23 protein-coding genes and 1 riboswitch are annotated in these 25,984 nt (G+C 62.3%); of the genes, 6 read left to right on the plus strand and 17 right to left on the minus strand.

From position 1 onward, the window contains the following. Window positions 1-124: 124 nt before the first annotated feature. A riboswitch (SAM riboswitch) is annotated at window positions 125-202 on the plus strand. 70 nt (window positions 203-272) lie between these two features. Beyond that, entirely contained in the window at window positions 273-1,463 is a 1,191-nt protein-coding gene (locus NKH29_RS20185) for an O-succinylhomoserine sulfhydrylase (protein WP_353000454.1), read from the plus strand. A 52-nt stretch (window positions 1,464-1,515) separates the two neighbouring features. Here the strand turns inward: NKH29_RS20185 and NKH29_RS20190 are convergent, their stop codons facing one another. Continuing rightward, a complete protein-coding gene (locus tag NKH29_RS20190) occupies window positions 1,516-2,670 on the minus strand; it encodes a ceramide glucosyltransferase (protein ID WP_352790954.1) in 1,155 nt (384 codons plus the stop codon). A gap of 227 nt (window positions 2,671-2,897) precedes the next feature. Between NKH29_RS20190 and apaG the strand changes: the two genes are divergently transcribed. Next, window positions 2,898-3,290: a Co2+/Mg2+ efflux facilitator ApaG/CorD gene (apaG, locus tag NKH29_RS20195; RefSeq protein ID WP_254816331.1), complete on the plus strand. Its 393-nt coding sequence runs from the start codon at window positions 2,898-2,900 to the stop codon at window positions 3,288-3,290. Between the two features lie 76 nt (window positions 3,291-3,366). Here the strand turns inward: apaG and NKH29_RS20200 are convergent, their stop codons facing one another. From NKH29_RS20200 to NKH29_RS20210, 3 genes are all read right to left on the minus strand, one after another. Further along, window positions 3,367-4,377: an Hsp33 family molecular chaperone gene (locus NKH29_RS20200; RefSeq protein WP_023719494.1), complete on the minus strand. Its 1,011-nt coding sequence runs from the start codon at window positions 4,375-4,377 to the stop codon at window positions 3,367-3,369. A gap of 117 nt (window positions 4,378-4,494) precedes the next feature. Further along, window positions 4,495-5,406, minus strand: coding sequence for an ornithine carbamoyltransferase (argF, locus tag NKH29_RS20205; protein WP_031194171.1), 912 nt, complete (start codon window positions 5,404-5,406; stop codon window positions 4,495-4,497). 14 nt (window positions 5,407-5,420) lie between these two features. After that, window positions 5,421-6,620 (minus strand): aspartate aminotransferase family protein, encoded by a 1,200-nt coding sequence (locus NKH29_RS20210; protein WP_023719496.1) that lies wholly within the window; start codon window positions 6,618-6,620, stop codon window positions 5,421-5,423. 354 nt (window positions 6,621-6,974) lie between these two features. Here NKH29_RS20210 and NKH29_RS20215 point away from each other — a divergent pair, with 354 nt between their 5' ends. Further along, window positions 6,975-7,499, plus strand: a complete 525-nt coding sequence (locus NKH29_RS20215; protein WP_023719497.1) for a GcrA family cell cycle regulator — start codon at window positions 6,975-6,977, stop codon at window positions 7,497-7,499. A 69-nt stretch (window positions 7,500-7,568) separates the two neighbouring features. Here the strand turns inward: NKH29_RS20215 and NKH29_RS20220 are convergent, their stop codons facing one another. The 3 genes from NKH29_RS20220 to NKH29_RS20230 all read right to left on the minus strand — a co-directional run bounded on the left by NKH29_RS20220 (window position 7,569) and on the right by NKH29_RS20230 (window position 10,873). Beyond that, window positions 7,569-8,576, minus strand: coding sequence for a magnesium and cobalt transport protein CorA (locus NKH29_RS20220; protein WP_023677347.1), 1,008 nt, complete (start codon window positions 8,574-8,576; stop codon window positions 7,569-7,571). Window positions 8,577-8,768: 192 nt separating this feature from the next. Next, complete coding sequence (phoU, locus tag NKH29_RS20225; RefSeq protein ID WP_023719498.1) at window positions 8,769-9,494, minus strand: phosphate signaling complex protein PhoU; 726 nt, start codon at window positions 9,492-9,494, stop codon at window positions 8,769-8,771. A gap of 113 nt (window positions 9,495-9,607) precedes the next feature. After that, window positions 9,608-10,873: a sensor histidine kinase gene (locus tag NKH29_RS20230; RefSeq protein WP_352817557.1), complete on the minus strand. Its 1,266-nt coding sequence runs from the start codon at window positions 10,871-10,873 to the stop codon at window positions 9,608-9,610. Window positions 10,874-10,982: 109 nt separating this feature from the next. Between NKH29_RS20230 and ppk2 the strand changes: the two genes are divergently transcribed. Beyond that, window positions 10,983-11,885, plus strand: coding sequence for a polyphosphate kinase 2 (gene ppk2, locus NKH29_RS20235; RefSeq protein WP_353000456.1), 903 nt, complete (start codon window positions 10,983-10,985; stop codon window positions 11,883-11,885). Between the two features lie 24 nt (window positions 11,886-11,909). Here ppk2 and NKH29_RS20240 read toward each other — a convergent pair whose 3' ends face one another. The 3 genes from NKH29_RS20240 to NKH29_RS20250 form a co-directional block, all read right to left on the minus strand. Continuing rightward, a complete protein-coding gene (locus tag NKH29_RS20240; RefSeq protein ID WP_023719501.1) occupies window positions 11,910-12,659 on the minus strand; it encodes an enoyl-CoA hydratase-related protein in 750 nt (249 codons plus the stop codon). Between the two features lie 14 nt (window positions 12,660-12,673). Beyond that, on the minus strand, window positions 12,674-13,312 hold the full coding sequence (locus NKH29_RS20245; RefSeq protein WP_023719502.1) for an acyl-homoserine-lactone synthase: 639 nt from the start codon (window positions 13,310-13,312) through the stop codon (window positions 12,674-12,676). Window positions 13,313-13,409: 97 nt separating this feature from the next. Further along, window positions 13,410-14,141, minus strand: a complete 732-nt coding sequence (locus NKH29_RS20250) for a helix-turn-helix transcriptional regulator (protein ID WP_023719503.1) — start codon at window positions 14,139-14,141, stop codon at window positions 13,410-13,412. Between the two features lie 271 nt (window positions 14,142-14,412). On the opposite strand from NKH29_RS20250, the gene NKH29_RS20255 reads away from it, so the two are divergent. Continuing rightward, a complete protein-coding gene (locus NKH29_RS20255; protein WP_023719504.1) occupies window positions 14,413-15,264 on the plus strand; it encodes an ABC transporter substrate-binding protein in 852 nt (283 codons plus the stop codon). Window positions 15,265-15,278: 14 nt separating this feature from the next. Here NKH29_RS20255 and NKH29_RS20260 read toward each other — a convergent pair whose 3' ends face one another. Further along, window positions 15,279-15,689: a tellurite resistance TerB family protein gene (locus NKH29_RS20260; protein WP_023719505.1), complete on the minus strand. Its 411-nt coding sequence runs from the start codon at window positions 15,687-15,689 to the stop codon at window positions 15,279-15,281. 247 nt (window positions 15,690-15,936) lie between these two features. Here NKH29_RS20260 and NKH29_RS20265 point away from each other — a divergent pair, with 247 nt between their 5' ends. Then, window positions 15,937-17,592 (plus strand): lysine--tRNA ligase, encoded by a 1,656-nt coding sequence (locus tag NKH29_RS20265; RefSeq protein ID WP_352817551.1) that lies wholly within the window; start codon window positions 15,937-15,939, stop codon window positions 17,590-17,592. On the opposite strand, the gene NKH29_RS20270 is transcribed toward NKH29_RS20265, so the two are convergent. From NKH29_RS20270 to NKH29_RS20295, 6 genes are all read right to left on the minus strand, one after another. After that, a complete protein-coding gene (locus NKH29_RS20270) occupies window positions 17,555-18,391 on the minus strand; it encodes a thermonuclease family protein (protein WP_352493783.1) in 837 nt (278 codons plus the stop codon). The two genes, NKH29_RS20265 and NKH29_RS20270, sit on opposite strands and share 38 nt — an antisense overlap. 11 nt (window positions 18,392-18,402) lie before the next feature. Continuing rightward, window positions 18,403-19,047 carry a S24 family peptidase gene (locus NKH29_RS20275; RefSeq protein WP_023719508.1) on the minus strand — a complete coding sequence of 215 codons (645 nt, stop codon included), beginning with the start codon at window positions 19,045-19,047 and terminating at the stop codon, window positions 18,403-18,405. Between the two features lie 81 nt (window positions 19,048-19,128). Beyond that, window positions 19,129-21,348 carry a 3-hydroxyacyl-CoA dehydrogenase NAD-binding domain-containing protein gene (locus NKH29_RS20280; RefSeq protein WP_352716972.1) on the minus strand — a complete coding sequence of 740 codons (2,220 nt, stop codon included), beginning with the start codon at window positions 21,346-21,348 and terminating at the stop codon, window positions 19,129-19,131. Window positions 21,349-21,360: 12 nt separating this feature from the next. Continuing rightward, complete coding sequence (locus NKH29_RS20285) at window positions 21,361-22,569, minus strand: acetyl-CoA C-acetyltransferase (protein ID WP_352547915.1); 1,209 nt, start codon at window positions 22,567-22,569, stop codon at window positions 21,361-21,363. 31 nt (window positions 22,570-22,600) lie between these two features. Then, on the minus strand, window positions 22,601-23,770 hold the full coding sequence (locus NKH29_RS20290) for an acyl-CoA dehydrogenase family protein (protein WP_023719511.1): 1,170 nt from the start codon (window positions 23,768-23,770) through the stop codon (window positions 22,601-22,603). A 114-nt stretch (window positions 23,771-23,884) separates the two neighbouring features. Continuing rightward, complete coding sequence (locus NKH29_RS20295; RefSeq protein ID WP_023719512.1) at window positions 23,885-25,681, minus strand: acyl-CoA dehydrogenase; 1,797 nt, start codon at window positions 25,679-25,681, stop codon at window positions 23,885-23,887. Window positions 25,682-25,984: the final 303 nt, after the last annotated feature.

Raw genomic sequence — 25,984 nt, forward strand, 5'->3', positions numbered from 1 at the left:
CGTTCGAACGCCGGGCGAGGTCTTGTTCTGCCGCAGGTCCGACACTGGACGCCTTTGGCACCTGCTTGGTACAACCCTCTTAATCATGCCGGCAATTGACGCAAGCGTGGCGCGGGTCTAAAGCTCGTTATCCCGTGGTGATTTGGCCGGTCGGCTTGCAGCCACGTTAAACAAGTCGCTAAAGGACCGTCGGGCCGCAAGGCCATATGGACCGGTTGCGACTTTCGCGACCGGTTTTTTGTTGTTTGGACCATTTTTGGTGTTTGGATAGAATGATGACCAAGAAGCGCGACTGGAAGCCTCAGACCGCACTCGTGCATGCCGGGACGCTGCGTTCCGGCTTCGGCGAGACCTCTGAGGCGATGTATCTCACCCAAGGCTATGTCTACGAGACGGCGCAAGCAGCGGAAGCGCGCTTCAAGGGTGAGGAGCCGGGCTTCATCTATTCGCGCTATGCCAATCCGACGGTCGACATGTTCGAAAAGCGTATGTGCGCGCTGGAAGGCGCCGAGGACGCGCGCGCCACGGCGTCCGGCATGGCGGCGGTGACGGCAGCATTGCTGTGCAGCGCCAAGGCGGGCGACCATATCGTGGCGGCGCGCGCATTGTTCGGCTCCTGCCGCTGGGTGGTCGAGACGCTGGCGCCGAAATACGGCATCGAGGCAACGCTGGTCGATGGCACTGACATCGCCAATTGGGAACAGGCGGTCAAGCCGAACACCAAACTGTTCTTCCTGGAAAGCCCGACCAACCCAACGCTGGAGGTGGTCGACATCGCCGCCGTCGCGGCACTTGCCAACTCGATTGGCGCCAGGCTGATCGTCGACAATGTCTTCGCCACGCCCTTGCAGCAGAAACCCTTGCAGCTCGGCGCCCATATCGTCGTCTATTCGGCCACCAAGCATATTGACGGCCAAGGGCGCTGCCTTGGAGGCGTTATCTTGTCGGACAAAAAATGGATCGACGAGAACCTGCATGACTATTTCCGCCACACCGGCCCCAGCCTCTCGCCCTTCAATGCCTGGACCCTGCTGAAAGGCCTGGAGACGCTGCCGCTGCGCGTACGCCAGCAGACGGAAAGTGCCGGCCGCATCGCGGATTTGCTCGCCGAGCGCCCGCAAATCGCCCGCGTCATCTATCCCGGCCGTGCCGACCACCCGCAAGCGGCCGTGGTCAAGAAGCAGATGTCGGGTGGTTCGACGCTGATCTGCCTGGATGTGAAGGGCGGCAAGCAGGCGGCCTTTGCTTTCCAGAACGCGCTCGACATCGTGCTGATTTCCAACAATCTCGGCGACGCCAAGAGCTTGATCACCCATCCGGCGACGACCACGCACAAGAATTTGACCGATGAGGCCCGCGCCGAGCTCGGCATCGGACCGGGAACGCTCAGGCTTTCCGTCGGCCTGGAAGATACCGACGATCTGCTCGAAGATATCGAGCAAGCGCTGAGAGCTGCCGGATAAGGCTGGCCGAACAGGGCGAGCGGGTTCGTACAGCCCGCGCCGGACGTGCCGGTCAGGCGCCGGACGGGGTCTCTTCCAGCTCCGCGACGGCCTTGGTCTGGATGGTCATAACGTTGCCGCGCCAGTCGACGGCGCCGCTCAGCCAGCCGCGCGCCCATATCGCCGGCAGCATGCAGTCGCGAACCATCATTGCCAAGATGGTGCGCAGCGACAGGTGCCATCCTTTGACCCAGGCCAGGGCACATTCCGGCAGGTAGGCCGCGACCAGCACGGCGATGGCGGTTGCCGGCAGGCTGACGCCGGCGTCAGCCGCCGCGATCAGCGCAAGCACCAGCGGCGGCGCCGCGCCGATCAGGATCTCGGGGGCGAAGAACAGCGCGAAGGTGACGCGGCGCAGCCGCGCCCAACGCGCCTGCCGAGACCAGATCTCGCCAAGCGTGCGCCGGCCGAGCGGCTGTTCGAACGGCGAAGCGACAAGATTGACCCGCAGTCCGAGCCGGTTGACCAGCTTGGTCGCGGCGGCGTCCTCGGCAATCTCGGCGGCCAGTGCGCGGATGCCGCCATTGGCGTCAAGCATCGACTTGTTCCACAACATGCTCTTGCCCTGGGCGAAGCCAAGGCCGAGCGCCTCTCCAGCGTACTGCCAGCGTGCCTGCAGCGTGTTGAGAAAGGCGCATTCGACCTCCCCCCAAAACCCTTCAGGCCGCGAGCCGATCGGTGTCGAGCAGACGAGGCCGGTGTCGGGCCGCCATGCCGCCATCAGCTGCTGGACATAATCGCTCGGCATAAGCACGTTGGAATCGGCAAGGATGACCCAGCGATAAAGCGCCGCTTCCCAACCCTTCACGCAATTGTTGAGTTTCGGATTGCCGCTGATGCGGTCGTCGCCGACGAGCAGCCGGGCGCGTATAGCCGGAAAACGCGCCATTGCAGCGGTGATCGACTTGACCACGGGGTCGTCGGCATGGGCGACGCAGAAGATGAGTTCGTAGCGCGGCCAGTCGAGTGAGAAGGCGCGCTCCAGCGTCTCCTCGGTAAACGGCTCGACGCCGCGCGCCGGGACGACGATCGATACCGGTAGCACGGTGGCGGCGGGCGATGCGATCCTGGCTGCTCGCTTCAGCTTCAGCGAAGCTAACAGGATGCTGGCGAGATTTGAAAGAAGGAGAGCTATGGAAAAGAGGGCGGCTGCGAATGTCGGTTCCATCGAGATCTGGTCACTCCAGAAATGCCGGCCGCCTGACGGCCGTTTTCAACAATTCGACAGAACACCGAGTCGCCCGGCACAAGCCTGCACACCATCATTGTCATGTGTCACTTAAATGACATTGTTTTTCGGCACCTGCGCTTGAGTCGGGCAAGGAGATGACGCGCATCGTTGATCAAACTGCGCTGAGCGTCGAAAGTTCCATCTACATTGCTTTGGAGCAGTTTATGTACAGCGCCGTCACCCGCAACATCGAAGTGCAGGTCAGGCCGTTCTATCTGGAGGATCACTCCGACCCGCCGCAAAACCGCTATGTCTGGGGCTACCAGGTGACCATCGACAATCAGTCGGACGAGTTCGTGCAGCTTCTGTCGCGCTACTGGCACATTACCGACGGCACCGGCAAGGTCGAGGAAGTGCGCGGCCCCGGGGTCGTCGGCGAGCAACCGGGACTCAACCCCGGCGACAGCTATCAGTATACGTCTGGATGCCCGCTCTCGACCCCGTCCGGCATCATGGTCGGGCACTACACAATGCGCAACAAGCGGGGCGAGACCTTCGACGTCGCCATCCCCGCCTTCTCACTCGATTTGCCAGGCACGCGGCGCACCGTCAATTGACGTTCACTTTGATTCCTCTTCCCGCCTTGCGGGGCGAGGAACCCAAGTTCTGCGAAGGCAGCCGCACTGACGCTCGTTATTGAGCCGCTGCAAATTCCGCCGGGTCGAAGTCATATTGCTTCGAGCAGAATTCGCAGGCGACGTGAATGCTACCATCCTCGGTGCTGTCTCTGATCTCCTCGGCGGAAAAACCCTCGAGGATGCCGCGGATCTTCTCCCTCGAGCATGAGCACTGGTCGGCGACCGGCACGCCGCCGAAGACGCGGACACCATGCTCGTGGAACAGCCGGTAAAGCAGCCGCTCGGCGCCGATAGTCGGATCGATCAGCTCGGTCGGTTCAATGGTACCAAGCAGCGCCAGCAGTTCCTGCCAGGAATTGTCGGTCGGGTCGTGGATTTCCTCACGCGGATCGCCGTCGCCCCCGGGAAGGTCGGGTACGCGCATGCGTTCCGGCGACTGCGGCAGGAATTGTGCCAGCAGGCCACCGGCGCGCCATTGCTCGCGGGCACCGCCGACGCCGGGCGTCAGAAGCTTGGCCACCGAAAGCCGTAGGTCGGTCGGAATCTGCTCCGATTGGCGGAAATAGGTGCGTGCGGCTTCTTCCAGCGTGACGCCGTCGAGCTGGACGATGCCCTGGTAGCGTTGCGTGTGGGCGCCCTGGTCGATTGTCAGCGCCAGGACGCCGCTGCCGAGCAGCGTCTGCGGCGACGTCTCGCCGGCAGCCGTCAAAGCCTCCAGCCGGTCGGCATCGAAGCGGGCATAGGCGCGCAGCGCGTGCGGCGTGGAGAAATCCGCGACCAGCATATCGACCGGCCCGTCGGTGCGGGTCTGCAGAATGAACTTGCCCTCGAACTTCAACGAAGTTCCGAGCAGGACGGTCAGCACACAGGCTTCGGCCAGTAGTCGTGCCACCGGCTCGGGATACTCGTGGCGGCTGAGAATAGCGTCGAGCATCGGCCCGAGCTGGACGGTACGGCCGCGCACGTCGAGCGGGCCGACCTCAAACGGCACGACATGGTCGTCGCCGGCGTAGCCGAACTCGCCGAGCTTGGGTTGATGTTCAGCCAATTGACGAGTTTCCAACATGACAAAGCTCCGGGGCGCGGCGATGCCGCCCTCCGGGGCGCATGCGACGAGACGCGCTCGATTTGCGTGATGCGCCTGAGATAGGCACCACGAACTCCCGGATCAAGGCGGCCCGGATCAAGCGCCCAGGCACCAGGCCAAAACCGCCTTCTGGGCGTGGAGCCGGTTCTCGGCCTCGTCGAACACCACCGAATGCGGCCCATCGATGACCTCGTCGGTAACCTCCTCACCGCGATGCGCCGGCAGACAGTGCATGAACAGCGCGTCCGGCTTGGCTTTCGCCATCAGGGCCGCGTTGACCTGATAGGGCAAGAAGACATTGTGGCCGCGCGCACGGTGCTCCTGACCCATCGAGACCCAGCAGTCGGTGACGATGCAGTCGGCCTCGTGAACGGCCTCCTCGGGCGAACGAGTGAATTTCAGCTTGCCGCCATTGGCCTTCGACCAGTCGACATGCCTCTGAGCCGGTTCGCTGCCTTCGGGCACGGCGACGTTCAGCTTGAAGCGGAACCGCGCAGAGGCCTCCAGTAAAGAATGCAGGACATTATTGCCGTCGCCGGTCCAGGCGATCGTCTTGCCGGCCACCGGACCGCGGTGCTCTTCGAAGGTCATGATGTCGGCCATCAACTGGCAGGGATGGGTTTCGTCGGTCAGCCCGTTGATGACGGGCACCGTAGCGTTTTCCGTCAGTTCCAGCAGCCGGTCATGCGAGGTGGTGCGGATCATGATGGCATCGACATAGCGCGACAGCACCTTGGCCGTGTCTGCAATAGTCTCGGAACGGCCAAGTTGCATCTCGGTGCCAGTCAGCATGATCGTCTCGCCACCCAACTGCCGCATGCCGACGTCGAACGACACGCGCGTGCGCGTCGAGGGCTTGTCGAAGATCATCGCCAGCACCTTGCCTTCGAGCGGCTTGGTGCGTTCGCCGGCCTTGAGCCTCGCCTTTCGCACAGCTGCGTCGTCGAGCATGAAGCGCAGATCGCCTTCGGAAACGGCGGAAAGATCGGTGAAGTGGCGAAGGGACATCAGGAATTCCAGGATTACTTCGCGGCGGCAGCGACGATGGCATCCGCCAGGCTCTTGGCGCCGGCACGAATGCGCTCGAGCCCCTCGTGGATCTCGGCATCGGTGACGGTGAGAGGCGGCAGCAGACGGATAACGTTGTCGCCGGCCGGAACCGTCAAGAGATGCTGGTCGCGCAGTGCCACCGTAACCTTGGTGTTGGGCATCGCGCATTTAAGGCCGAGCATCAGGCCGGTGCCCCTGATGCTTTCGATAACGTCCGGAAATTCGTCGGCGACACCGGCCAGCCCCTGTTTCAAGAGCAGCGCCTTGCGCCGGACGTCATCGAGAAAGCCGTCTTCCAGCACCACGTCGAGCACGGCGTTGCCGACCGCCATGGCCAGCGGATTGCCGCCGAAGGTGGTGCCGTGCACGCCGGCGGTCATGCCGGCCGCTGCCTCGTCGGTGGCGAGGCAGGCGCCCATCGGGAAGCCGCCGCCGATGCCCTTGGCCACCGCCATGAGGTCGGGTGTGACACCCGCCCACTCATGCGCGAACAGCTTTCCGGTGCGGCCGACGCCGCATTGGACCTCGTCGAAAATCAAGAGCAGTCCGTGCTGATCGCAGAGCTGCCTGAGCCGCTTCAGCGATTGCGACGGCACTTGCCTGATGCCGCCCTCACCTTGCACCGGCTCGATCAGGATCGCCGCGGTTTCAGGCGTGATCGCCTTTTCGGCGGCGTCGATGTCGTCGAAGCCGACTTGGTCGAAGCCGTCGACCTTGGGGCCGAAACCTTCCAGATATTTGTACTGGCCGCCGGCGGCGATGGTCGCCAGGGTGCGGCCATGGAAGGCGCCTTCGAAGCTGATAGTGCGGAAGCGCTCGGGATGGCCCTTGACGAAGTGATAGCGCCGCGCCGTCTTGATGGCGCATTCAAGCGCCTCTGCGCCGGAATTGGTGAAGAACACCTTGTCGGCGAAGCTGGCGTCGGCCAGCCGCTCGCCGAGCCGGCTCTGTCCCGGAATCTCGTACAGATTGGAGACGTGCCAGAGCTTGGCGGCCTGTTCAGTGAGGGCCGCGACCAGATGCGGATGGCTGTAGCCCAATGAATTCACGGCGATGCCGCCTGCGAAATCGAGATATCGCTCGCCCTTGTCGGTGACCAGCCAGGTGCCTTCACCGTGGTCGAAAGCCAGGGGTGCGCGAACAAAGGTCTCGAAAAGCGCCGAACCGCTCATTATATGCGTCTCCGGAACCGGAAAATCAAAAAGCCGCCAAAGCGGCGGCCCTTGTGGCTTATCGTGTTTTTCGGCCGTGAAGTCAACGAAAAGGTCGCGCAAGGACGTGCGGCAAGCCCCCCAGCACAATGCCGGCTCATAAGCGACCGGGCAAGTTGGGGAAAACCGAAAAAACCGATTCGTGTTGGCCTTGGGACTCTTGTCACCGAGTCAGCGCATAAGGTAATTGTAGTAGAGAAATAACTAGATTTCGTGCGGCGGACCTAATCACCCGATATATGTGGTGTCTGCCCGGCAGAAGCCGGGTCGGGAATGGATTCCGATTGCCGCACTTTTCAGCAGGAGCGCGGTCTCATGAACTGGACTGACGAGCGAGTCGAACTTCTCAGAAAATTGTGGTCGGAGGGTCTCAGCGCCAGCCAGATCGCCGCACAGCTTGGTGGGGTCAGCCGCAATGCGGTCATCGGCAAAGTGCACCGGCTGAAACTGTCCGGCCGCGGACGCACAACCGCATCACCGGCACGCCAGAAGAAGACGGTACAGGGATCGACGATCCAGAAATCGGTGTCGCGGGCAGCAAGCGCCACGCGCCATGCCACCACGTCGATGTCGATCGGTGCGACCGCGCTCAAGGCGCAGTTCGATGCCGAACCGGTGTCGCGCCACTATATCCGCCCGGTCGAAAACGTCGTCGTGCCGATCTCCCGGCATCTGCAACTCGTCGAGCTGAACGAGCGCACCTGCAAGTGGCCGAATGGCGATCCGCTTTCGGAAGACTTCCATTTCTGCGGCAACGACGCCGCCGAAACCGGACCCTACTGCAAGTACCACGCCCGGGTGGCGTTCCAGCCGGCGTCGGAGCGGCGGCGGAGCAGGTGAATGGTGGCGGCTTGAGCCTGGCGTAAGAAGCAAGGCTCCCATTTAGCCCTATTCACTATTCACCTCTCTTCAAAGCCACCCATTCTTGCGAAACCGCCAGTAAAGAAACGTGCAGATCAGGGCGATTGCCGCCAGTACGGCCGGGTAGCCATATTCCATCCTCAGTTCCGGCATGTCGCTGAAATTCATGCCGTAGATGCCGGCGAATGCTGTCGGCACGGCCAAGATGGCGGCCCATGAGGCAAGCTTCTTGGAGATCGCCGTCTCCTGACTCTGGCCGACCAGAAGGCTCGCCTCGAAGGCGAAGGCGAGAACCTCACGCAGGCTGTCGATCTTTTCCTGGACCGTGCGGATGTGGTCGGTGACGTCGCGAAACAGCGGGTGCATGGCTGTATGGATTTGCGGCAGATCGGCGCTGGTCAGCCGCCGGCAGACCTCCACCAGCGGCAGGGCCGCATTACGCAGGCGCAAGAGATCGCGGCGCAGCATGTAAAGCCGCTCGATGTCGGAGCCGGTCATCGGCTTCAGCAGAACCTTGTCCTCGATCGCCTCGACCTCGTTTTCGATCTGCTCGAGCACCGGCATGTAGTTGTCGACGATGAAATCGAGAATGGCGTAGAGGACGAAATCCTCGCCCTTGGCGAGGGAATGCGGACAGCTTTCCCAGTGCTGGCGAACGGCGGCGTAGGAGGTCGACGGGCCATGCCTGACGCTGACAATGTAGCCAGCGCCGACGAACAGATGCGTCTCGCCGAAGGTGACACGGCTGTCGATCAGCTGCGCCGTGCGGGCAACGATGAACAGGGCATCACCATATTGCTCGATCTTCGGCCGTTGGTGCGGATGCTCGGCGTCCTCGATCGCCAACTCGTGCAGATGGAATTGCGCCTGGACGCGCAGCAATAAATTGCGGTCGGGCTCCAGCAGTCCGATCCAGACGACATGGCCCGGCTTCCCGGCCCATTCGCCGGCTTCCTCGATCGGTATGTCGGCGATGCGCCGCCCAGCCGTATAGACGCCGCAAGCGATTATGCCCGACATCGGCGGCGCGGGAGCAAACTCGCGGACATATTCCATCCCAGCCTCCTGAAGGCAGGCTTTCATCGCGGAACTGAGAAGTCGGCGCGTCGAAAGCTTAGCGCAATTTGCTCTCAGGTGGCGAATCCGAAATTCGCATTAGTGTCGAGCAGCAGGGGAGCTGCTTTTCGGATTTGAGAGCCACTCCACCAAGTGGCAACTCTAGCGGCCACCACGTTTTGTTTCGAGAACTCACTTCGCAGGCAGCGTTGCGGGAAGAATTATCTTATCCGTCTTGTCGCCCTTCGGGCGATCGGCCGGCATCTGATCGCCGGTGACGATATAGTAGATCGTCTCGGCGATGTTGGTGGCGTGGTCGCCGATGCGCTCGATGTTCTTGGCGCAAAACAGGAGATGCGTGCAGGGCGTGATGTTGCGTGGGTCTTCCATCATGTAGGTCAACAACTCGCGAAACAGCGAGGTGTACATGGCATCGATCTGGTCGTCGCGGTCGCGCACGAAACCGATTTTCTCCACCGACCGCGACGCGTAGACGTCGAGCACTTCCTTGAGCTGGGTCAGTGCCAGATTGGCCAAAGCCTCGAGGCCGCGGAACAGGCTGTTCGGCTGGCGCCCGTCGGCGACGGCAACCACCCGCTTGGCGATGTTCTTGCCGAGGTCGCCCACCCGTTCGAGGTCCGCCGAGATGCGGATCGCGCCGACGATCTCGCGCAGATCCGTCGCCATCGGCTGGCGCTTGGCGATGATGATGATCGCCTTGTCGTCGATCTCACGCTGCCCCTCATCCAGAACCAGGTCGTCTCGAATGACTTTCTGGGCGAGCCCCGGATTCGCATTGACCAGCGCCGCTACTGCCTGCTCGACCATGCGCTCGGCATGCCCGCCCATCGCCGCGATGCGCTTCGACAGATATTTCAGCTCCTCGTCATAGGCGCTGACGATGTGCACGGACTGCATGGACGAATGCCTTCCCGGATCTTCTGGTTGAGTCGTTCGCTCGAATCCCCGCTGATACGCTAGCCGGATGACAGAAAAAAGAAACGGCCCATCATGTGGTAGATAGTACGGCGTCAGCGAGCCGGCAAATGGACCGTGAACGCCGCGCCCTTGCCGACCTCCGACCTGATGGAGAGTCTGGCGTTGTGGCGGGTTAGGATATGCTTGACGATGGACAGGCCAAGGCCGGTGCCCTTTTGGGTCCGGCTGTTCTCGACATCGACGCGGTAGAAGCGCTCGGTGATGCGCGGGATATGTTCTTCGGGGATGCCGGGGCCGAAATCCCTGATGGTGACGTCGATGCCCGGCTCGGGATCGCTGTCGCCGCGCGTGATCGACACCACGACGCGTCCACCGGACTGACCGTATTTGCAGGCGTTTTCTAGCAGGTTTTCAAAAACCTGGAAAAGCTCGTCGCGATCGCCGGGCACGTCGAGCGGCCCTTGCGCGAAATCCCGCTCGATGACGACGCCGTTTTCCTTGGCCAGCGGCCCAAGCGAATCGATGACGCTGTCGATGGCCTGGCGCAGATCGACCTCGGTTCCCGGCTTGAGATAGGGCTTCATCTCCAGGCGTGACAGCGACAGAAGGTCGTCGATGAGGCGCGCCATGCGGCTGGTCTGGTTCTGCATGATCTGCAGGAACTGCTCGCGTGCCGCGGGGTCGTTGCGGGCCGGCCCGCGCAGCGTCTCGATGAAGCCAGCGATCGAGGCGAGAGGCGTGCGCAACTCGTGGCTGGCATTGGCAATGAAGTCGGCGCGCATTCTGTCGATCCGGCGCGCCTCGCTCTGGTCCTTGAACACCAGCACGTAGAGATCCGTGGCGTGGCCGACAGAAGACGCGCTCACCCGATAAGCTCGTTCGACCGGCAGCTTCTCGATGTAGTCGACGCTGTCCGAAGCGACGTTGCCCGACAAGATATTATCCAGCAAGGCCTGCATTTCCGGCGCGCGGAATTTCAGCGACAGCGATACGCCGGGGGCAATCCCACCAAAGGCTGCAAAGGCGGCGGCGTTGGCATGGACGATGGCGGCGGAGCGATCGAAAATGATCAGCGGATCGGCAACCGCCGCCGCGAGATATTCGCCGGAAAGCCGTTGCAGGCCGCTCGCCTCGATGGCCGCGGCATTTTCGGTCGATTGATGCGCGACGCCGGCCGGCAGCATCGCAGCGGCAACCAGCACGGCGCCTGCCAGCAGCACCACATAGCCGGCTATGCCGGCAAAACCATAGACCATCAGAACTGCAACGAAGCCGGCCGCCAGCAGCCAGCGGCTGTTCCACAGCCGCATGGCGACGGCTTGCGCCCTGCCTTTCCGCTCTGTGCCGATGTCGGCCATTTGCGCTCCGTCGCCTGCGCTCCGTCTGCGGCCACCTCAAGAACTTCCTGCTGGACCGGCATGGAGGCTCCCAATAGCATGAGTCCGGAAGCTGGAAAGGTTCGTCTCGATGAAAAACGCCAAGGAAGGCCCCGCTACAGGTTCGTCGGGGCCGTTGAAGATCATGATCGACGGCAAGGAGCGGGAGTTCGACATCGAGGCCCCCACTCTTCCGGACTGGGTCGAGGACCGCAAGCTGACCGCCGGCGGCTATCCCTACGACAAGAAGATGAAGAGCGAGGGGTATGACGAGAGGCTCGAGCAGCTGCAGATCGAGCTGGTCAAGGCGCAGGCGTGGCTACAGTCGACGGGCAAGCGGGTGGTGTCGCTGTTCGAGGGACGCGACGCCGCCGGCAAGGGCGGCACGATCTTCGTTTTGCGCCAGTATCTGAACCCTCGGACGGCGCGCAACGTGGCGCTGACCAAGCCAACAGCCACTGAGCTTGGACAATGGTACTTCCAGCGCTACGTCGACCACTTCCCGACGTCGGGCGAATTCGTCACCTTTGACCGCTCCTGGTACAACCGCGCCGGCGTTGAACCGGTGATGGGATTCTGCACGCCCGCGCAGCACGAGCAATTTCTGGACGAGGTTCCGCATTTCGAGCGGATGATCCGCAACGAGGGCATCTATTTCTTCAAATTCTGGCTGAACATCGGCAGGGAAACGCAGCTTGAGCGATTCCATGACCGTCGCTGGAGCCCGCTGAAGAGCTGGAAGTTTTCGCCGATCGACATCGCCGGCATCACCAAATGGGACGACTACACCAAGGCGCGCGACCTGATGGTCGAACGCACGCACAAGGAGTTCGCGCCCTGGATCATTGTGCGGGCGAACGACAAACGGCGCGCACGGCTGGCGGTCATGCAGCGCATTCTCCTGTCACTTCCCTATGACGGCCGTGACCTCGACGTCATCGGCAAGGAGGACAAGAAGATCATCGGCGAAGGGCCGACTTTCCTCGAAAAATAAGCTCACCTCATCGATTAACGGCTCTCATGCCGCCATCCGGGCAATCCGCTGCAGCCGCTTCAGCGTGGTGTCGTCCTGCAACGCCTGCTGGAAAAGCGAGATCTCCTGGTCGATGCGGTCGCAGAGCGCGCCGGTGTCCCCCCTAAGCAGGTCGCGCGTCTGCAGCAGTGCCGCGACTGGCTTCTTGGCGAGCTGCCTGGCTCTGGCCAACGTGGCTTCCTCGACACTGACGTCCGTCACGATCTCGCCGACAAGGCCGAGCTGCCTGGCATCTTCGGCGGCGAGCGTGTCGCCGAGGCAGAAGAAGCGGAACGCACCGGCATAGCCGAGCTTCTGCGGCGCCAGGATGCTGGTCGCCGCGTCCGGCACCAGGCCGAAATCGACGAACGGCACCCGGAACGTGCTCTTGCTCGAGGCGATCACCATGTCGCAGTGGAACAGGATGGTGCAGCCGACGCCGACGGCGTCGCCGTCGACACAGGCAAGCACCGGTTTCGGGAACGTCGCCAGCGTGCGGAACATATCGGTGACGGCGGCGATCAATCGCCGATGTTTGGTGGCATCGAGAAATTCGGAGAAATCGGCACCGAGGCAAAAGCACCCGGCCAGGCCGCGCAGGACCACGACGCGGACGTCGTCATCGACAGCGGCTTCATGGAATGTCCTGGCCAGGCTTTCGTAGGCCCGCCTGTCCAGCACCGGGCGGCCGTCACCCGACGATACGGTGACGATCAGCGTGTGATTGCGGAATTCTGTTTTTGAGTGAACGTTCATGGCCCTCTCCAATCTTACGAGGCGCGTCTCTGTCCGAGCATGTCCGGGTACCCTCTGGCCAGCACCGGCGCAAAGTGATTGCGGCGCGATCGCACCACGTCGAGCGTGTGCTCGTTGAAGGTGAGCAGTGTGGCAACGACCTGCTGGTTGCCATAGGTCCGCTGATAGCCGAGCGGCGTTGCCAGGAAATGCAGTTGCAGCGCGCGAAGCACCCACATCGGCTCGAATTCGATGATCACCTGGTTGACGTTGCGCTTCAGACCCCACTCGACGAAGCCGGCGATCAGTTCGGTGCCCACCGTCGACACGCCGCGCCGGCCGTCGCGGAATCCCGGCGCAACCGCATAGCGGGTCAGTTCATAGACATTCGGCCCCGACGGTGGGGTTCCCTCATAAAGGTCCGCCAGCACATCGGTTAGAAGATGTGCCCGGGTCGTCGGCAACATACGCTGGTAACCGGCGAGCTCGCCATTGCGGATGACGATCTGGTGCACTGCCTCGTCGTGGTCGAATTGATCGATCTCGAGGCCATCGGGGCGCTGCAGATCGGTCCATCCCATCTCCTCGACGAAAATCTTGTAACGCAAGCGATGAACTGCCTCCCAAAGGCCTGGGCGTTCCATCAATTCCTGGGTGGTGAGGGAAAAAAGCATTTGCCGTCTCCTAGGTTCAATAGGAAAATACGGCCGTGCTCCCCCGAGAAAATTACGCGATCACGTAGGCAAGAATTTCTAGGCCGGCGCGGCCGACCTAGTTAATATAGCCGCGCCTTATCGCTTCCGCGACGGCTTGGACCCGGTTGACGGCACCGAGTTTGCTTTTGGCGTTAAGAAGGTGTTTCTCTGACGTGTGTTCCGAAATGCCGAGAATTTGGGAAATCTCCCATTCGGACTTGCCAACGGCGGCCCATTGCAGGCATTCGCGCTCACGCGGCGTCAATTCGACATGGTCGATGGTTTTGCCCGCCATGGTGTGGAGCTGCATGGCGCGGCCAATCGCATAAGTCGAGACCAACGAGACCAACCCGAACTCGGCGCCCGACAATTCGACAGCCTCGCCGCCCAGCGACACCATGACGATCTGGCCATCGAGCGTGATCAGCGGGAAGGCCAACCCGTCGCGCAGCTTGAATTCACCGGCGTCGCCCATCACCTCGCCGCCGCTCTTGCCGATGCGGATGCCCTGAGACGCTTCCCGCCACTGGAACGGCGCCTGAAGCTGCTTCATGTGGCTGACGACGGGATCGTGATCGACGTAGTTGCGCGCGACGTAGCGCTCAAGCCATTCAGCCGGCCAGTCGCAAAGCAGCACATGATTCTTTTGCTGATTTCTCGGCGTTCCAGGTTGCGGAACCGTCCCGGCCATCAGCGCCGTCAGCCCGAACCCGCTTGTTACCCCCAGCAGCTTTTCGCAGACGGCGGCCGCTGTGCCGGCGTGCTGCAACTGATCTATCAACTCCAGGGTACGATCGAAATGACCCATCGCAACATCTACCCCATGTTGCCTTCCGCACTTGAGACCAATGGCAGTGATCAACCCGCACTACGCCATCAACCCCGGACTGCAAAGCTGCTCCCTCTGTACGCCCCACCGCTCCTCTTGAGCCGGCATCATACAGTCACTTGCAAACTCACTAAACAATATCCCTAAATTGCCATGATGAAACCAAAAACCGTTGTGCCTGAGTTATTTTCGTACAAGAACCTGTGTTATTTCGTACGAAAGCCGGGGCAAGACTGGACGGAGTCGTCGCGTGGCGTTTCGGTGCATATCCATTTCATTGATCTCGATGCTGATCGGAGTGCAATCGCTTGCGGGTGCTGCGCGCGCTGCGGAGCCGCAGGTGCCGGTGTTTTGGGACGCCAAGGTGCGGCTGCCAAAGCCGGACCTTTCGATGCTGCCGCGGCTGCGATTCCTGACCACCACCGATTTCCCGCCCTTCAACTTTCTCGACGGGGCAGGCCGACTGTCCGGCTTCCATGTGGACCTGGCGCGCGCCATCTGCGCCGAGCTCGGCATTGCCGAAAAATGCCAGATCCAGGCGCTGCCCTGGGCCGAGCTCGAAGGCGCGCTGCGGAAAGGCGAAGGCGAAGCGATCATTGCCGGAATCGCCGCCACGCCGGAATCGCGGTCGAAATACGCGTTTTCACGCTCCTACCTGCGATTTCCGGCACGCTTCGTCGTGCCGAAGACACAGGCGCTGACGGAACCAATGTTCGACAAGCTGCGCAGCAAGCGTGTCGGCGTGATCGCCGGCTCCGGGCATGAGCGGATGTTGCGCGATTATTTCGGCGACGTCCAAATCGTCCCCTTCGCAAAGCCGGAGGAGCTTTATGGCGAGCTGAAAGCCGGCAAGATCGACGCCGCCTTCGGCGATGGCATGCGTTTTGCGTTCTGGCTCGGCGGTTCGGATGCGGCGGGCTGCTGCCGCTTTGCCGGCGGCCCCTATCTGGCGCCCGAATATCTCGGCTCGGGCATGGCGATCGCCACCAGGGCCGACGATCCGGCCCTGGCCGCCGCTTTCGACTATGCGCTGCAGGAAATTTCGGTGAAAGGCACGTTCGCCGAGTTCTATCTGCGCTATTTTCCGGTCAGCTTTTTCTGAGCTTGGCTGCTGGCTCAGGTCAGCGTGCGAAGGCGGGCCTTGGCGGCTCGCGCGATGGCGGCGACCGTCAGCGCATCGAGGTCGAGTTCCCGGCGGACGAGCTGCAGCACGCGCACCTCCTCCAGTCGCATTTCGAGATCGACGGCCGCGACCTCGAAGGCAGCGGCATAGGCGGTGTCACGCAGGCGGTCGGGCAGCGCCTCGGCGACGCGCGCCAGGACGCCCTCCAGCCCGTCCTTTTCTTGCAGCATTTTCTGGCAGGCCTGGGCGACCTCGACCAGCCGCTCCTGATTGAAATCCTCAAACACCGGCCAGGATCGAACGACGTCGCCGATCCGCGCCAGTTCGACATCGGTCATGTCGCGGTCTGACGCCGAGGTGATGACCATCAGGTAGATCATGGCTTCGTGTGGCGACAATGGCATTTACAACTCCTTGAGACGGGTCCCGAAGTTAGGAACGAGGGACCGGCGCCGCAAGGAAAAAGAGCCGCGATCGTTGACGCTCCGGTCAGGCCCTGAAGCCTGATCCATACCGACTAAATGGGACGGGGCTCATATCTTCTTGCCTGATCACGGTCCTGCCCGGAAACCGGGTTCCACTTTTCGGGATCATAGTCTAGAGCATGCGGCTGCCGGCACGGATGCCGGCAAAGCTGCAGGAAATAGCATCATGGCCGGACAACAGCCGATCGATCTCAGCCCGGAAGTCCTCACCGCCGCCGCCGAAAGCAAGGCGTGGCCGTTCGAGGAAGCGAAAAAGATCGTCGCCCGCTACGCGAGCAGCGGCTACCCGGAAACGGTGCTGTTCGAGACCGGCTACGGCCCGTCGGGGCTGCCGCATATCGGCACTTTCGGCGAGGTGGCGCGCACATCTATGGTGCGCCACGCCTTCCGAGTGCTGACCGAAGACAAGGTCAAGACGCGGCTGCTGTGCTTCTCCGATGACATGGACGGATTGCGCAAGGTGCCGGACAATGTGCCTAACAAGGACATGCTGCGCGCGTATCTCGGCAAGCCGCTGACCAGGATACCGGACCCTTTCTCCAATGAGTATCCGTCCTTCGGCGCCGCCAATAACGCACGGTTGCGCGCCTTCCTCGACCGTTTCGGCTTCGATTACGAATTCGCTTCCTCGACCGACTATTATACTTCCGGCCGCTTCGACGCGACGCTGCTCAAGATGCTCGAGCGCTTCGATAAGGTGATGGCAATTATGCTGCCGTCGCTGCGTGAAGAGCGGGCGCAGAGCTATTCGCCCTTCCTGCCGATCCATCCCAAGACCGGCATCGTCATGCAAGTCGCGATCGATGAGCGCAAGCTCGACGCCGGCACCATCGTGTGGCGCGACCCGGACACCGGCGAGCGCTTCGAGACGCCGGTGACCGGCGGTCATGCCAAGCTGCAATGGAAGCCAGACTGGGCGATGCGCTGGGCAGCACTCGGCGTCGATTACGAGATGTCCGGCAAGGATCTGATCGATTCCGTCAAGCTCGCCGGGCAGATTTGCCGTGCGCTCGATGCTCCAGCGCCGGAGGGCTTCAATTATGAGCTGTTCCTCGACGAGCAGGGCCAGAAGATCTCGAAGTCGAAGGGCAATGGGCTAACCATCGACGAGTGGCTGACTTATGCGCCGACCGAGAGCCTTAGCCTTTATATGTTCCAGCGCCCGCGAACCGCGAAGAAGCTTTATTTCGACGTCATCCCGAAGGCGGTAGACGAATATTACACGTTCCTCTCTGCTTATCAGAAGCAGGATTGGAAAGAACGGCTGGGCAATCCGGTCTGGCACATGCATGACGGCAATCCGCCTATCATCGACCTGCCGGTGTCGTTCGCGCTGCTGCTCAACCTGGTCAGCGCCTCGAATGCGCAGAACAGGGACGTGCTGTGGGGCTTCATTTCGCGCCACGCACCGGGTGTGACGCCGGCAACTCACCCCGAACTCGACCGGCTGACCGAATATGCGATCCGCTATTTCGACGATTTCGTGAAGCCGGCTAAGGTGTACCGTGCCGCCGACGCGGTCGAGCGCGAGGCGCTGACCAAACTTTCGGAAGCGCTCGCCGCGCTGCCCGCTGACGCCGCCGGCGAGGCGATCCAGAACGCCGCCCTCAATGTCGCGCGCAAGATCGAGCGCTACCAGGATCGTTCCAAGCAGAGCCCTGAGGGTGGACCCGGCGTCTCCGTCGCCTTCTTCCAGATGATTTATCAGGTGCTGATAGGTCAGGAACGCGGGCCGCGCTTCGGTTCCTTCGCCGCACTCTACGGCATTGCCGAAACGCGTGAGCTCATTCGACGGGCGCTTGCTGGTCAGCTGGCGGCTTGAGGACGCCGTCCTGCTCCTCCAGGATCGAGCCCGGCGCCACAGGCGCGGATCGCGACGCAGCCGGGAGCGGCGGCAGGCCTGAGACGCTCGGCGCCGGCCCGAAGACGCCCTTTTTCGCTGCACGCGCCTTCTCGCCGGCTTCTATGTAAGCGCCGCCCTTGGCGGCGCGCGCCCAGCCGTTTTCGACCAACCATTGGCCGATATCCTGATTGCCGATCCGGCACTCGGCGGCGATCAGGTCACGGCCGCCTTCGGGCGGCACGGCACAGACCACCGCACGACCGCGCAGAAAAGCGCGGAAGGCAGTTCGCGCCCGGATGCCGCAACTCCAAGACTTGCCGCCGTCGGTGCAAGTCTCGTCCTGCTTGACGATGTCGATGCCGGAAACCGCAATCGAATAGCCCTTTGCCTCGATGACCCCGGCGGCCGGCGCGACCGGCTGGAACAGTTTCGTGCCTTTCCAGTCGTCAGGCATTTTCGTTTTTGGCGGCCTGGGCAGTCCGGCCAATGCCAGATCGCTCAACGGTGCGCGCGGCTCAATCCGTTCAAGCTCGTCGGAACCGAGCTGCGGCGGCACCACGATTTCCGGATCGATTGCCCTTGAATGCGTAGCCTGCTTGGCCGCCTCTGGTTTCGAGATGGCCGACGTAGCCGGCGCGGCGGGCTGGGGTTCAGCGCTGACCTGAATTTGCTCGCCAGGGCCGCCGCTTTGGTTCTGGACGGCGCGGCCGCCAGCGACAATTGCCGTGGCCATCGCCGGAATCGCCAGAACGGCCAAGGCAAGGTGAGGCAGACGCACCGGCCCCGCGCCTACTGGCTTGCCCAGACAATCCGCGCCACCCATTCGACATCACGCATGGGGATGTCGCGGTCCGGATGATCGGGATTGAGGGAGACCAGCGCGATCGACTTCGGTGTCTGGCGGTCGAGCACCTTGGCCATCACCTCGCCGGCATTGGTCTTGACGACGACGCGATCGCCCTTTCGTATGATAGCCCCCGGCTCGACGATCAGGACATCGCCATTGCGGTAAAGCGGCAGCATGGAATCGCCCTGGACCTTCAACGCATAGGAGGTTTCGGTTGCCCGTGCCGGCAGCTCGATCAGGTCCCATCCCTGCCCCGCCGGAAACCCGGCGTCGTCGAAGAAGCCACCGGCGCCCGCCTGGGCGAAGCCGAGCAGCGGCACCGACGATTTCTGCACGGGCAGTGCGCCGGAATTACCCCGGCCTTCGACCAGCCCCGCAAATTCATCCAGCGAGGCGCCGGTCGCCTCGATGATCTTGGCGAGCGATTCGGTCGACGGCCAGCGCGGCCGCCCATCCGAGGACAGCCGCTTCGATTTGTTGAAGGCCGTCGAGTCGAGGCCAGCGCGCCTGGCCAGCCCGGAGGCCGAAAGCGAATAACGCTCGGCGAGAGCGTCGATGGCGGCCCAAACGCGGTCATGCGAGAGCACCTTGCTCTCCTTCGAAACAGGAAAAAATACCTTCCCTGTTCTACCTCTTGGCCGCCATCTTGTCCACCGCCGAAGACGGCGTCACGCTGCCTCCTTGGCCTCGTTCCTGTCATAGGGATCGAAACGCTCATAGAAGGTCTCGCCCTTCTCGGCCATGTCGAGCAGCAGCTTCGGCGCCCTGAACTCGGCGCCGTATTTCTTCTGCAGGCGCTTGGCGATCTTGACGAATTTCTTCGCGCCGATGCCGTCGATGTAGGACAGTGCACCGCCTGTGTAGGGCGCGAAGCCGAAGGCCAGGATCGAGCCGACATCGGCCTCGCGTGGATCGGTAACGATGCCCTCCTCCATCACCCGTGCCGCCTCAAGCGCGATGGTGACCAGCAGCCGCTGCTTCAGCTCCTCATAATCGACCCTCTCCGGCGCCAGTTGCGGGTAGAGGTCCCTGAGGCCTGGCCACAGCTTCTTCTTGGCAGGTTTTGCCGGATAGTCGTAGAAGCCCTTGCTGTTCTTGCGACCCAAGCGACCGTGTGTGTCGACCATCGTGCTGATCAGCGCCATCTGCTTCGGGTCGACCGCCTTGTCGCCGAGATCGCGCATCGTCTGCTTCATGATCTTCTGGGCAAGGTCGATCGCGGTCTCGTCGGTCAACGCCAGAGGACCGACCGGCATGCCGGCGGCTTTCGCCGCATTCTCGATCATCGGCGCCGGAACACCTTCGATCAGCATCTTGTAGGCTTCCGACATGTAGCGCAGTACGCAGCGATTGACATAGAAACCGCGCGTATCGTTGACGACAATCGGGGTTTTCTTGATGGCGCGGACAAAGTCGATCGCGGTGGCCAGCGCTTTGTCGCCGGTCTTCTTGCCGAGGATGATCTCGACCAGCATCATCTTGTCGACCGGCGAGAAGAAGTGGATGCCGATGAAATTCTTTGGCCGCGCCGAATTCCTGGCCAGCGATGTAATCGGTATGGTGGACGTATTCGAGGCGAAGGTCGCCGAAGGCTTGAGCACAGCCTCGGCCTGTTCGGTGGCGCCCTTCTTTACGGCCGAATCCTCGAATACCGCCTCGACGACAAGATCGCAGCCGGCGAGATCGGCGTAATCGGCCGTCGGCGTGATCAGCGTCAGCAACTGGTCCTTGTCCTGTGGCTTGGCACGGCCCTTCTTCACCTGATCCGAGATAAGGTTGTCGGAATGCGCCTTGCCCTTGGCGGCAGACTCCATGTCACGGTCGAGCAGCACCACCGGAATGCCCGCCTTGGCCGTCACATAGGCAATGCCGGCGCCCATGAAGCCGGCGCCGAGCACGCCGATCTTCTTAAACCTCGTTTCCGGCACACCGGCCGGGCGGCGCGCGCCCTTGTTCAGTTCCTGGAGCGACACGAACAACGAGCGGATCATCGCTGCCGCTTCCCTGGTCTGCATGATCTCGGTGAAGTAGCGCTGCTCGATCCGCAAGGCGGTGTCGAACGGCACCAGCAAGCCCTCGTAAACGCATTTCAGGATGGCGGCAGCGGCGGGATAGTTGCCATAGGTCTCGCGGCGCAGGATGGCGATGGCCGGCGGCCACAGATTGGCACCGGCCACCGAATAGATCGGAGCGCCGGGCAGCTTGAAGCCTTTTTCGTCCCAGGGCGCCACCGGTTTCAAGCCGTTCCTGATCATCGCCTTGGCGGTTTCGACCAGCTTGTCCGGCTCGGCAATCTCATGGATCAGGCCCATCGACTTGGCCTTCTGCGGCGACAGCGTCTGGCCGGAGGTCAGCATTTGCAGCGCCTGCTGCTGGTCGGTCAGCCGCGGCACGCGCTGGGTTCCGCCGGCGCCGGGGAAAATGCCGATCTTCACTTCGGGAAGTGCCATCCTCACTTTGTCGGAATCGGCCGCGACACGGCCATGGCAGGCGAGCGACAATTCGAACGCGCCGCCCATGCAGGTGCCGTTGATCGCCGAAACCCACGGCTTACCCGAGGTTTCCAGCTTACGGAACAGGCCGTTCATATAGCCCGCATTGTCGAACAGCGCCTTGGTCGCCTTCTCTGGGTCCTTTGCCTTGTCGGCGGCGAAGGTCGCCAGCATCTTCTGCAGCATGGTGATGTCGGCGCCGCCCGAGAACGTATCCTTGCCGGAGGTAATGACCGCCGCCTTGATCGCTGCATCGGTCGCCACCTTGTCGACGATGACGTTCAGCTCGAGCGTCACCTCTTGGGTGAAGACGTTCATCGAACGGTCCGGCATGTCCCAGGTGACCAAAGCAATGCCGTCGGCGTCGGTGTCGAGGGTGAAATTGGTATAGCTCATCATCTCTCTCCGTCAGACGCGTTCGATGATCGTTGCGGTGCCCATGCCGGCGCCGATGCAAAGCGTCACCAGCGCGGTGTTCAGGTCGCGGCGTTCCAATTCGTCCAGCACCGTACCGAAGATCATCGCACCGGTGGCGCCCAGCGGATGGCCCATGGCGATGGCGCCGCCATTGACGTTGATCCGGTCATGAGGAATGTCGAAAGCCTGCATGTAGCGCAGCACCACCGAAGCGAAGGCCTCGTTAAGCTCGAACAGGTCGATGTCCGACAGCTTCATCTTCGCCCGCCTCAACAGCTTTTCGGTGACGTCGACCGGACCGGTCAGCATCAGCACCGGTTCGGAGCCGATGTTGGCAAAGGCGCGGATACGCGCGCGCGGCTTGAGGTCGAGCGTCTTTCCCGCCTTTTTCGAGCCGAGCAGCACGGCCGCCGCGCCATCGACGATGCCGGACGAATTTCCGGCATGGTGGACGTGGTTGACCTCTTCCACCTCGGGATGCTTCTGCACCGCGACGGCGTCGAAGCCGCCCATTTCGCCGGGCATGACGAAGGACGGGTTGAGCGCGGCCAGCGACTGCATGTCGGTCGAAGGCCGCATGTGCTCGTCGTGATCGAGAATGGTCAGGCCGTTCTGGTCCTTGACCGAGATCACCGAATTCTTGAAGCGGCCCTCGCCCCACGCCTTGGCGGCACGCTTCTGGCTTTCGACCGCGTAGGCATCGACGTCGTCGCGCGAAAACCCGTATTTGGTGGCGATCAGGTCGGCCGATATGCCTTGCGGCACGAACCAGCCGGGCAGGCCGACCGAAGGATCCATGAACCAGGCGCCGCCGGAGGCGCCCATGCCGACCCGCGACATCGATTCGACGCCACCGGCAATCACGATCTCGTCGGCGCCTTGCGCGATCTTGGCGGCGCCGAAATTGATGGCGTCGAGGCCCGAGGCGCAGAAGCGCGATATCTGCATGCCAGGCGCCTTGGTGTCGTAGCCGGCCTCGAAAGCAGCGGCACGTGGAATGACTGCACCCGCCTCGCCAACCGGATCGACACAGCCGAAGATGATGTCGTCGACGGTGCCGGTGTCCAGCCCGTTGCGGTCGCGGATCGCCTCGAGCACCTTGGCGCCGAGCCGCACCGCCGGCACTTCGTGCAGCGAGCCATCCTTCTTGCCCCTGCCGCGCGGCGTGCGCACGGCATCATAGACGTAAGCTTCGGCCATTTTCCTGCTCCTTGGGTTTGCTGAAAGTCGCTCAGAGAGAGCGCCCGATCAGCAATTTCATGATCTCGTTGGTTCCACCGTAGATGCGCTGGACGCGGGCGTCGCGGAACATGCGCGCAATCGGATATTCATTCATGTAGCCATAGCCGCCATGCAATTGAAGGCATTCGTCGACGACTTTTCCCTGCAGGTCTGACAGCCAGTATTTGGCCATCGAGGCCGTCACCGGGTCGAGGCCGCCGTTAATGTGGCGGGCAACGCAGTCATTATAGAAGACGCGCCCAATGGTCGCCTCGGTCTTCAATTCGGCCAGCTTGAACTGGGTGTTCTGGAATTCGATGATGGCCTTGCCGAAGGCCTTGCGCTCCTTGACGTAGTCGATGGTAAGAGCCAGCGCCCGCTCGACCATGGCGATAGCAGTGGTGCCGATCTGCAGCCGCTCCTGCGGCAATTGCTGCATCAGCTGGACGAAGCCCTGGCCTTCCTCGTTGCCAAGCAGGTTCGAGGTCGGCACACGCACGTCGTTGAAGAACAGTTCCGACGTGTCGTTGGCCTTGAGGCCGATCTTGTCGAGGTTGCGGCCGCGCTCGAAGCCCTCCACCTCGTCGGTCTCGACGACGATCAGCGAGATGCCCTTGGCACCTTTCTGCGGATCGGTCTTGGTGACGACGATGATGAAGTTAGCGAGCTGGCCGTTGGTGATAAAGGTCTTCGAGCCGTTGAGCTTGTACTGGTTGCCGTCCTTTTCGGCGCGCGTCTTGACGCCCTGCAGGTCGGAGCCCGCACCCGGCTCGGTCATGGCGATGGCGCCGATCAGTTCGCCGGTCGCCAGCCTCGGCAGCCATTTCTTCTTCTGCTCGTCCGAGCCGTAATGGAGGATGTAGGGGGCGACGATCGAATTGTGCAGGCCAATGCCGAACCCGTCGACGCCGACATGGGCGATCGCCTCGATGATGGCGCTCTCATGCGCGAAGCTGCCGCCCGAGCCGCCATATTCCTCCGGCATCGAGGCGCAGAGCAGGCCGGCCGCACCCGCCTTCAGCCAGCTTTCGCGGTCGACCATCTCGTTCTTCTCGAACTCGTCGTAACGCGGCGCGATCTCTTCCGACATGAAGCGGTGCGCCATGTCATAAAGCATGCCGACCTCGTCCGCCGCCCAGGCGGGTTTTGGAAGGCCAAGGATTTCGGCGGGACTGGTCATGTTTATTCTCTGATCCTCCTTCCAAGCACGCCGCCAGAATTGAGGCTGGCGCGCTGCCGTGGCGCCCTCTCCCGGCCGCTTCGCGGCCACCCTCCTCGCGAGGAAGAGGGGAGCCTAGAACGCTTCGGCCGGCAGCGCCATCAATGTGTCGGCGCCGCTGGAGATGCGGGCAAGGTGCGCCGCCGTCTCCGGCATGATCCGCTCCACGAAGAAGCGCGCCGTCACCAGCTTGTTGTCGTAGAAAGACGAAGCGCCGTCGGCGCCATTCGCCAATTTCGCTGCGGCCACCCTGGCCATCTGCGCCCACATATAGCCCAGCGCCACCAGGCCGAAGAGATGCATGTAGTCGGTCGAGGCGGCACCGGCATTGTCGGGCTTGGCCATGCCGTTCTGCATCAGCCACATCGTCGCCGCCTGCAGATCGTTGAGGCTCTTCTTCAGCGCCTTGGTGAAGGGCGCCATCTTCTCGTCGGTGCGGTTCTCCTCGCAGAACTCGCCGACTTCCCTAAAGAACGCCTGCACCGCGCGACCGCCATTCAAGGCCAGCTTGCGGCCGACGAGGTCGAGTGCCTGGATGCCGTTGGCACCCTCATAGATCATGGCGATGCGGGCATCGCGGACGAACTGGCTCATGCCGTGCTCTTCTATATAGCCGTGGCCTCCGAACACCTGCTGCGCCATTACCGCGTGATCGAAACCCTTGTCGGTGAGCACGCCCTTGACCACCGGCGTCATCAGGCCGGTATAGTCATCGGCTGCCTGGCGATCCTTGTCGTCACCGGAGCGGTGAGCGATGTCGGACTTGATCGCCGTCCACAGCGCCAGCGCGCGGCCGGCCTCGTTGAAAGCCTTCATGGTCATCAGGCTGCGGCGGATGTCCGGATGGACGATGATCGGATCGGCCTTTCTGTCCGGCGCCTTCAGCCCTGACAGCGAGCGGCCCTGCAGACGATCCTTGGCGTAAGAAACCGCATTCTGATAGGCAACCTCCGACAGTGAGAGCCCCTGCAGGCCGACGCCAAGCCGCGCCTCATTCATCATGGTGAACATGGCTTTCAGCCCGCCATTGGCCTCGCCGAGCAGTGTGCCTTCAGCGTCGTCATAATTCATGACGCAGGTCGAATTGCCATGGATACCCATCTTCTCCTCGATCGAGCCACAGGAGACGGTGTTCTTCTCGCCCGGATTGCCTGATGCATCGAGCTTGAGCTTCGGCACGATGAACAGCGAGATGCCCTTCACGCCATCCGGCGCGCCCTCGATACGGGCCAGCACGAGGTGGACGATGTTTCCCGACATGTCATGCTCGCCGGCCGAGATGAATATCTTCTGGCCGGAGATCCTGTAGGTGCCGTCGCCATTTGGAACGGCCTTGGTGCGCAGCAAGCCGAGATCGGTTCCGCAGTGCGGCTCGGTCAGGTTCATGGTGCCGGTCCAGGCGCCCTCGACCAGCTTCGGCAACCATGTCGCCTTCTGCTCTTTGGTGCCATGGGTGATGATCGCAGCGATCGCACCTTGCGTCAGTCCGGCATACATCATCAGCGACATATTGGCCGACACCATATATTCGGCAACCGCAGTATGCACTGCATAGGGCAAGCCTTGCCCGCCAAACTCGACAGGTGCGGCGAGCCCCATCCAGCCACCTTCGCGATACTGGTCGAAGGCTTCCTTGAAGCCTTTTGGCGTCGTCACCGATCCGTCGACATGGCGCACACAACCTTCCACGTCGCCGACACGGTTGAGCGGCTGCATGACGTTTTCGGCGAGCTTCGCGCCCTCGGCAAGGATGGCCTCGAGCACATCCGGCGTCGCGTCGGAAAATCCGGGAAGATTGGAATAGCGCTGATAGCCCAGCACCTCGTTCAGCACGAACAGCGTGTCCCGGATCGGCGCTCTGTAGATCGGCATGCGTTTCCTCCACCATGCGGTCTTGGCCCCGAAATCAGCCTCAGCATATGAGGATGGCAGACGGACCAACGTTGCGGTCGAGATAACAAATATTGACGTTTGCGTAAACGTCAATTCTGCGATGGGGCAAATTTTCTCCCGCGCGCCAAGACGGCAAACGGCGAAGGACGGTAACGACGAAGAACCGGGCGGCGCCACCCGCCCGGGGCGCAGTTCTAGAGAAAACGGCGGGTTAGTTTTTGGGGCTGAACTATAACAAAAACCCCCCCCCCCAGACCCGCGCCGTCTCGGGATAGCCCTATT

The sequence above is a fragment of the Mesorhizobium sp. M1295 genome, from assembly GCF_040318135.1.
In the GTDB taxonomy this organism is placed as follows: domain Bacteria; phylum Pseudomonadota; class Alphaproteobacteria; order Rhizobiales; family Rhizobiaceae; genus Mesorhizobium.

What these genes read in the sequence shown, in the direction of transcription:
- NKH29_RS20210 (WP_023719496.1), bottom strand. Translation starts at nt 6,620, where the DNA reads ATGAGCGGTTCGGCGCTTTTCGAGACCTTTGTTCGCGCACCCCTGGCT.
- NKH29_RS20190 (WP_352790954.1), bottom strand. Translation starts at nt 2,670, where the DNA reads ATGGAACCGACATTCGCAGCCGCCCTCTTTTCCATAGCTCTCCTTCTT.
- NKH29_RS20245 (WP_023719502.1), bottom strand. Translation starts at nt 13,312, where the DNA reads ATGCTTTTTTCCCTCACCACCCAGGAATTGATGGAACGCCCAGGCCTT.
- NKH29_RS20260 (WP_023719505.1), bottom strand. Translation starts at nt 15,689, where the DNA reads ATGCCATTGTCGCCACACGAAGCCATGATCTACCTGATGGTCATCACC.
- NKH29_RS20285 (WP_352547915.1), bottom strand. Translation starts at nt 22,569, where the DNA reads ATGGCCGAAGCTTACGTCTATGATGCCGTGCGCACGCCGCGCGGCAGG.
- argF (WP_031194171.1), bottom strand. Translation starts at nt 5,406, where the DNA reads ATGTCCCTTCGCCACTTCACCGATCTTTCCGCCGTTTCCGAAGGCGAT.
- phoU (WP_023719498.1), bottom strand. Translation starts at nt 9,494, where the DNA reads ATGCAGTCCGTGCACATCGTCAGCGCCTATGACGAGGAGCTGAAATAT.
- NKH29_RS20240 (WP_023719501.1), bottom strand. Translation starts at nt 12,659, where the DNA reads ATGAACGTTCACTCAAAAACAGAATTCCGCAATCACACGCTGATCGTC.
- NKH29_RS20250 (WP_023719503.1), bottom strand. Translation starts at nt 14,141, where the DNA reads ATGGGTCATTTCGATCGTACCCTGGAGTTGATAGATCAGTTGCAGCAC.
- NKH29_RS20280 (WP_352716972.1), bottom strand. Translation starts at nt 21,348, where the DNA reads ATGAGCTATACCAATTTCACCCTCGACACCGACGCCGACGGCATTGCT.
- ppk2 (WP_353000456.1), top strand. Translation starts at nt 10,983, where the DNA reads ATGAAAAACGCCAAGGAAGGCCCCGCTACAGGTTCGTCGGGGCCGTTG.
- NKH29_RS20295 (WP_023719512.1), bottom strand. Translation starts at nt 25,681, where the DNA reads ATGCCGATCTACAGAGCGCCGATCCGGGACACGCTGTTCGTGCTGAAC.
- NKH29_RS20290 (WP_023719511.1), bottom strand. Translation starts at nt 23,770, where the DNA reads ATGACCAGTCCCGCCGAAATCCTTGGCCTTCCAAAACCCGCCTGGGCG.
- NKH29_RS20185 (WP_353000454.1), top strand. Translation starts at nt 273, where the DNA reads ATGATGACCAAGAAGCGCGACTGGAAGCCTCAGACCGCACTCGTGCAT.
- NKH29_RS20220 (WP_023677347.1), bottom strand. Translation starts at nt 8,576, where the DNA reads ATGGAATATGTCCGCGAGTTTGCTCCCGCGCCGCCGATGTCGGGCATA.
- NKH29_RS20200 (WP_023719494.1), bottom strand. Translation starts at nt 4,377, where the DNA reads ATGTTGGAAACTCGTCAATTGGCTGAACATCAACCCAAGCTCGGCGAG.
- NKH29_RS20265 (WP_352817551.1), top strand. Translation starts at nt 15,937, where the DNA reads ATGGCCGGACAACAGCCGATCGATCTCAGCCCGGAAGTCCTCACCGCC.
- NKH29_RS20230 (WP_352817557.1), bottom strand. Translation starts at nt 10,873, where the DNA reads ATGGCCGACATCGGCACAGAGCGGAAAGGCAGGGCGCAAGCCGTCGCC.
- NKH29_RS20215 (WP_023719497.1), top strand. Translation starts at nt 6,975, where the DNA reads ATGAACTGGACTGACGAGCGAGTCGAACTTCTCAGAAAATTGTGGTCG.
- apaG (WP_254816331.1), top strand. Translation starts at nt 2,898, where the DNA reads ATGTACAGCGCCGTCACCCGCAACATCGAAGTGCAGGTCAGGCCGTTC.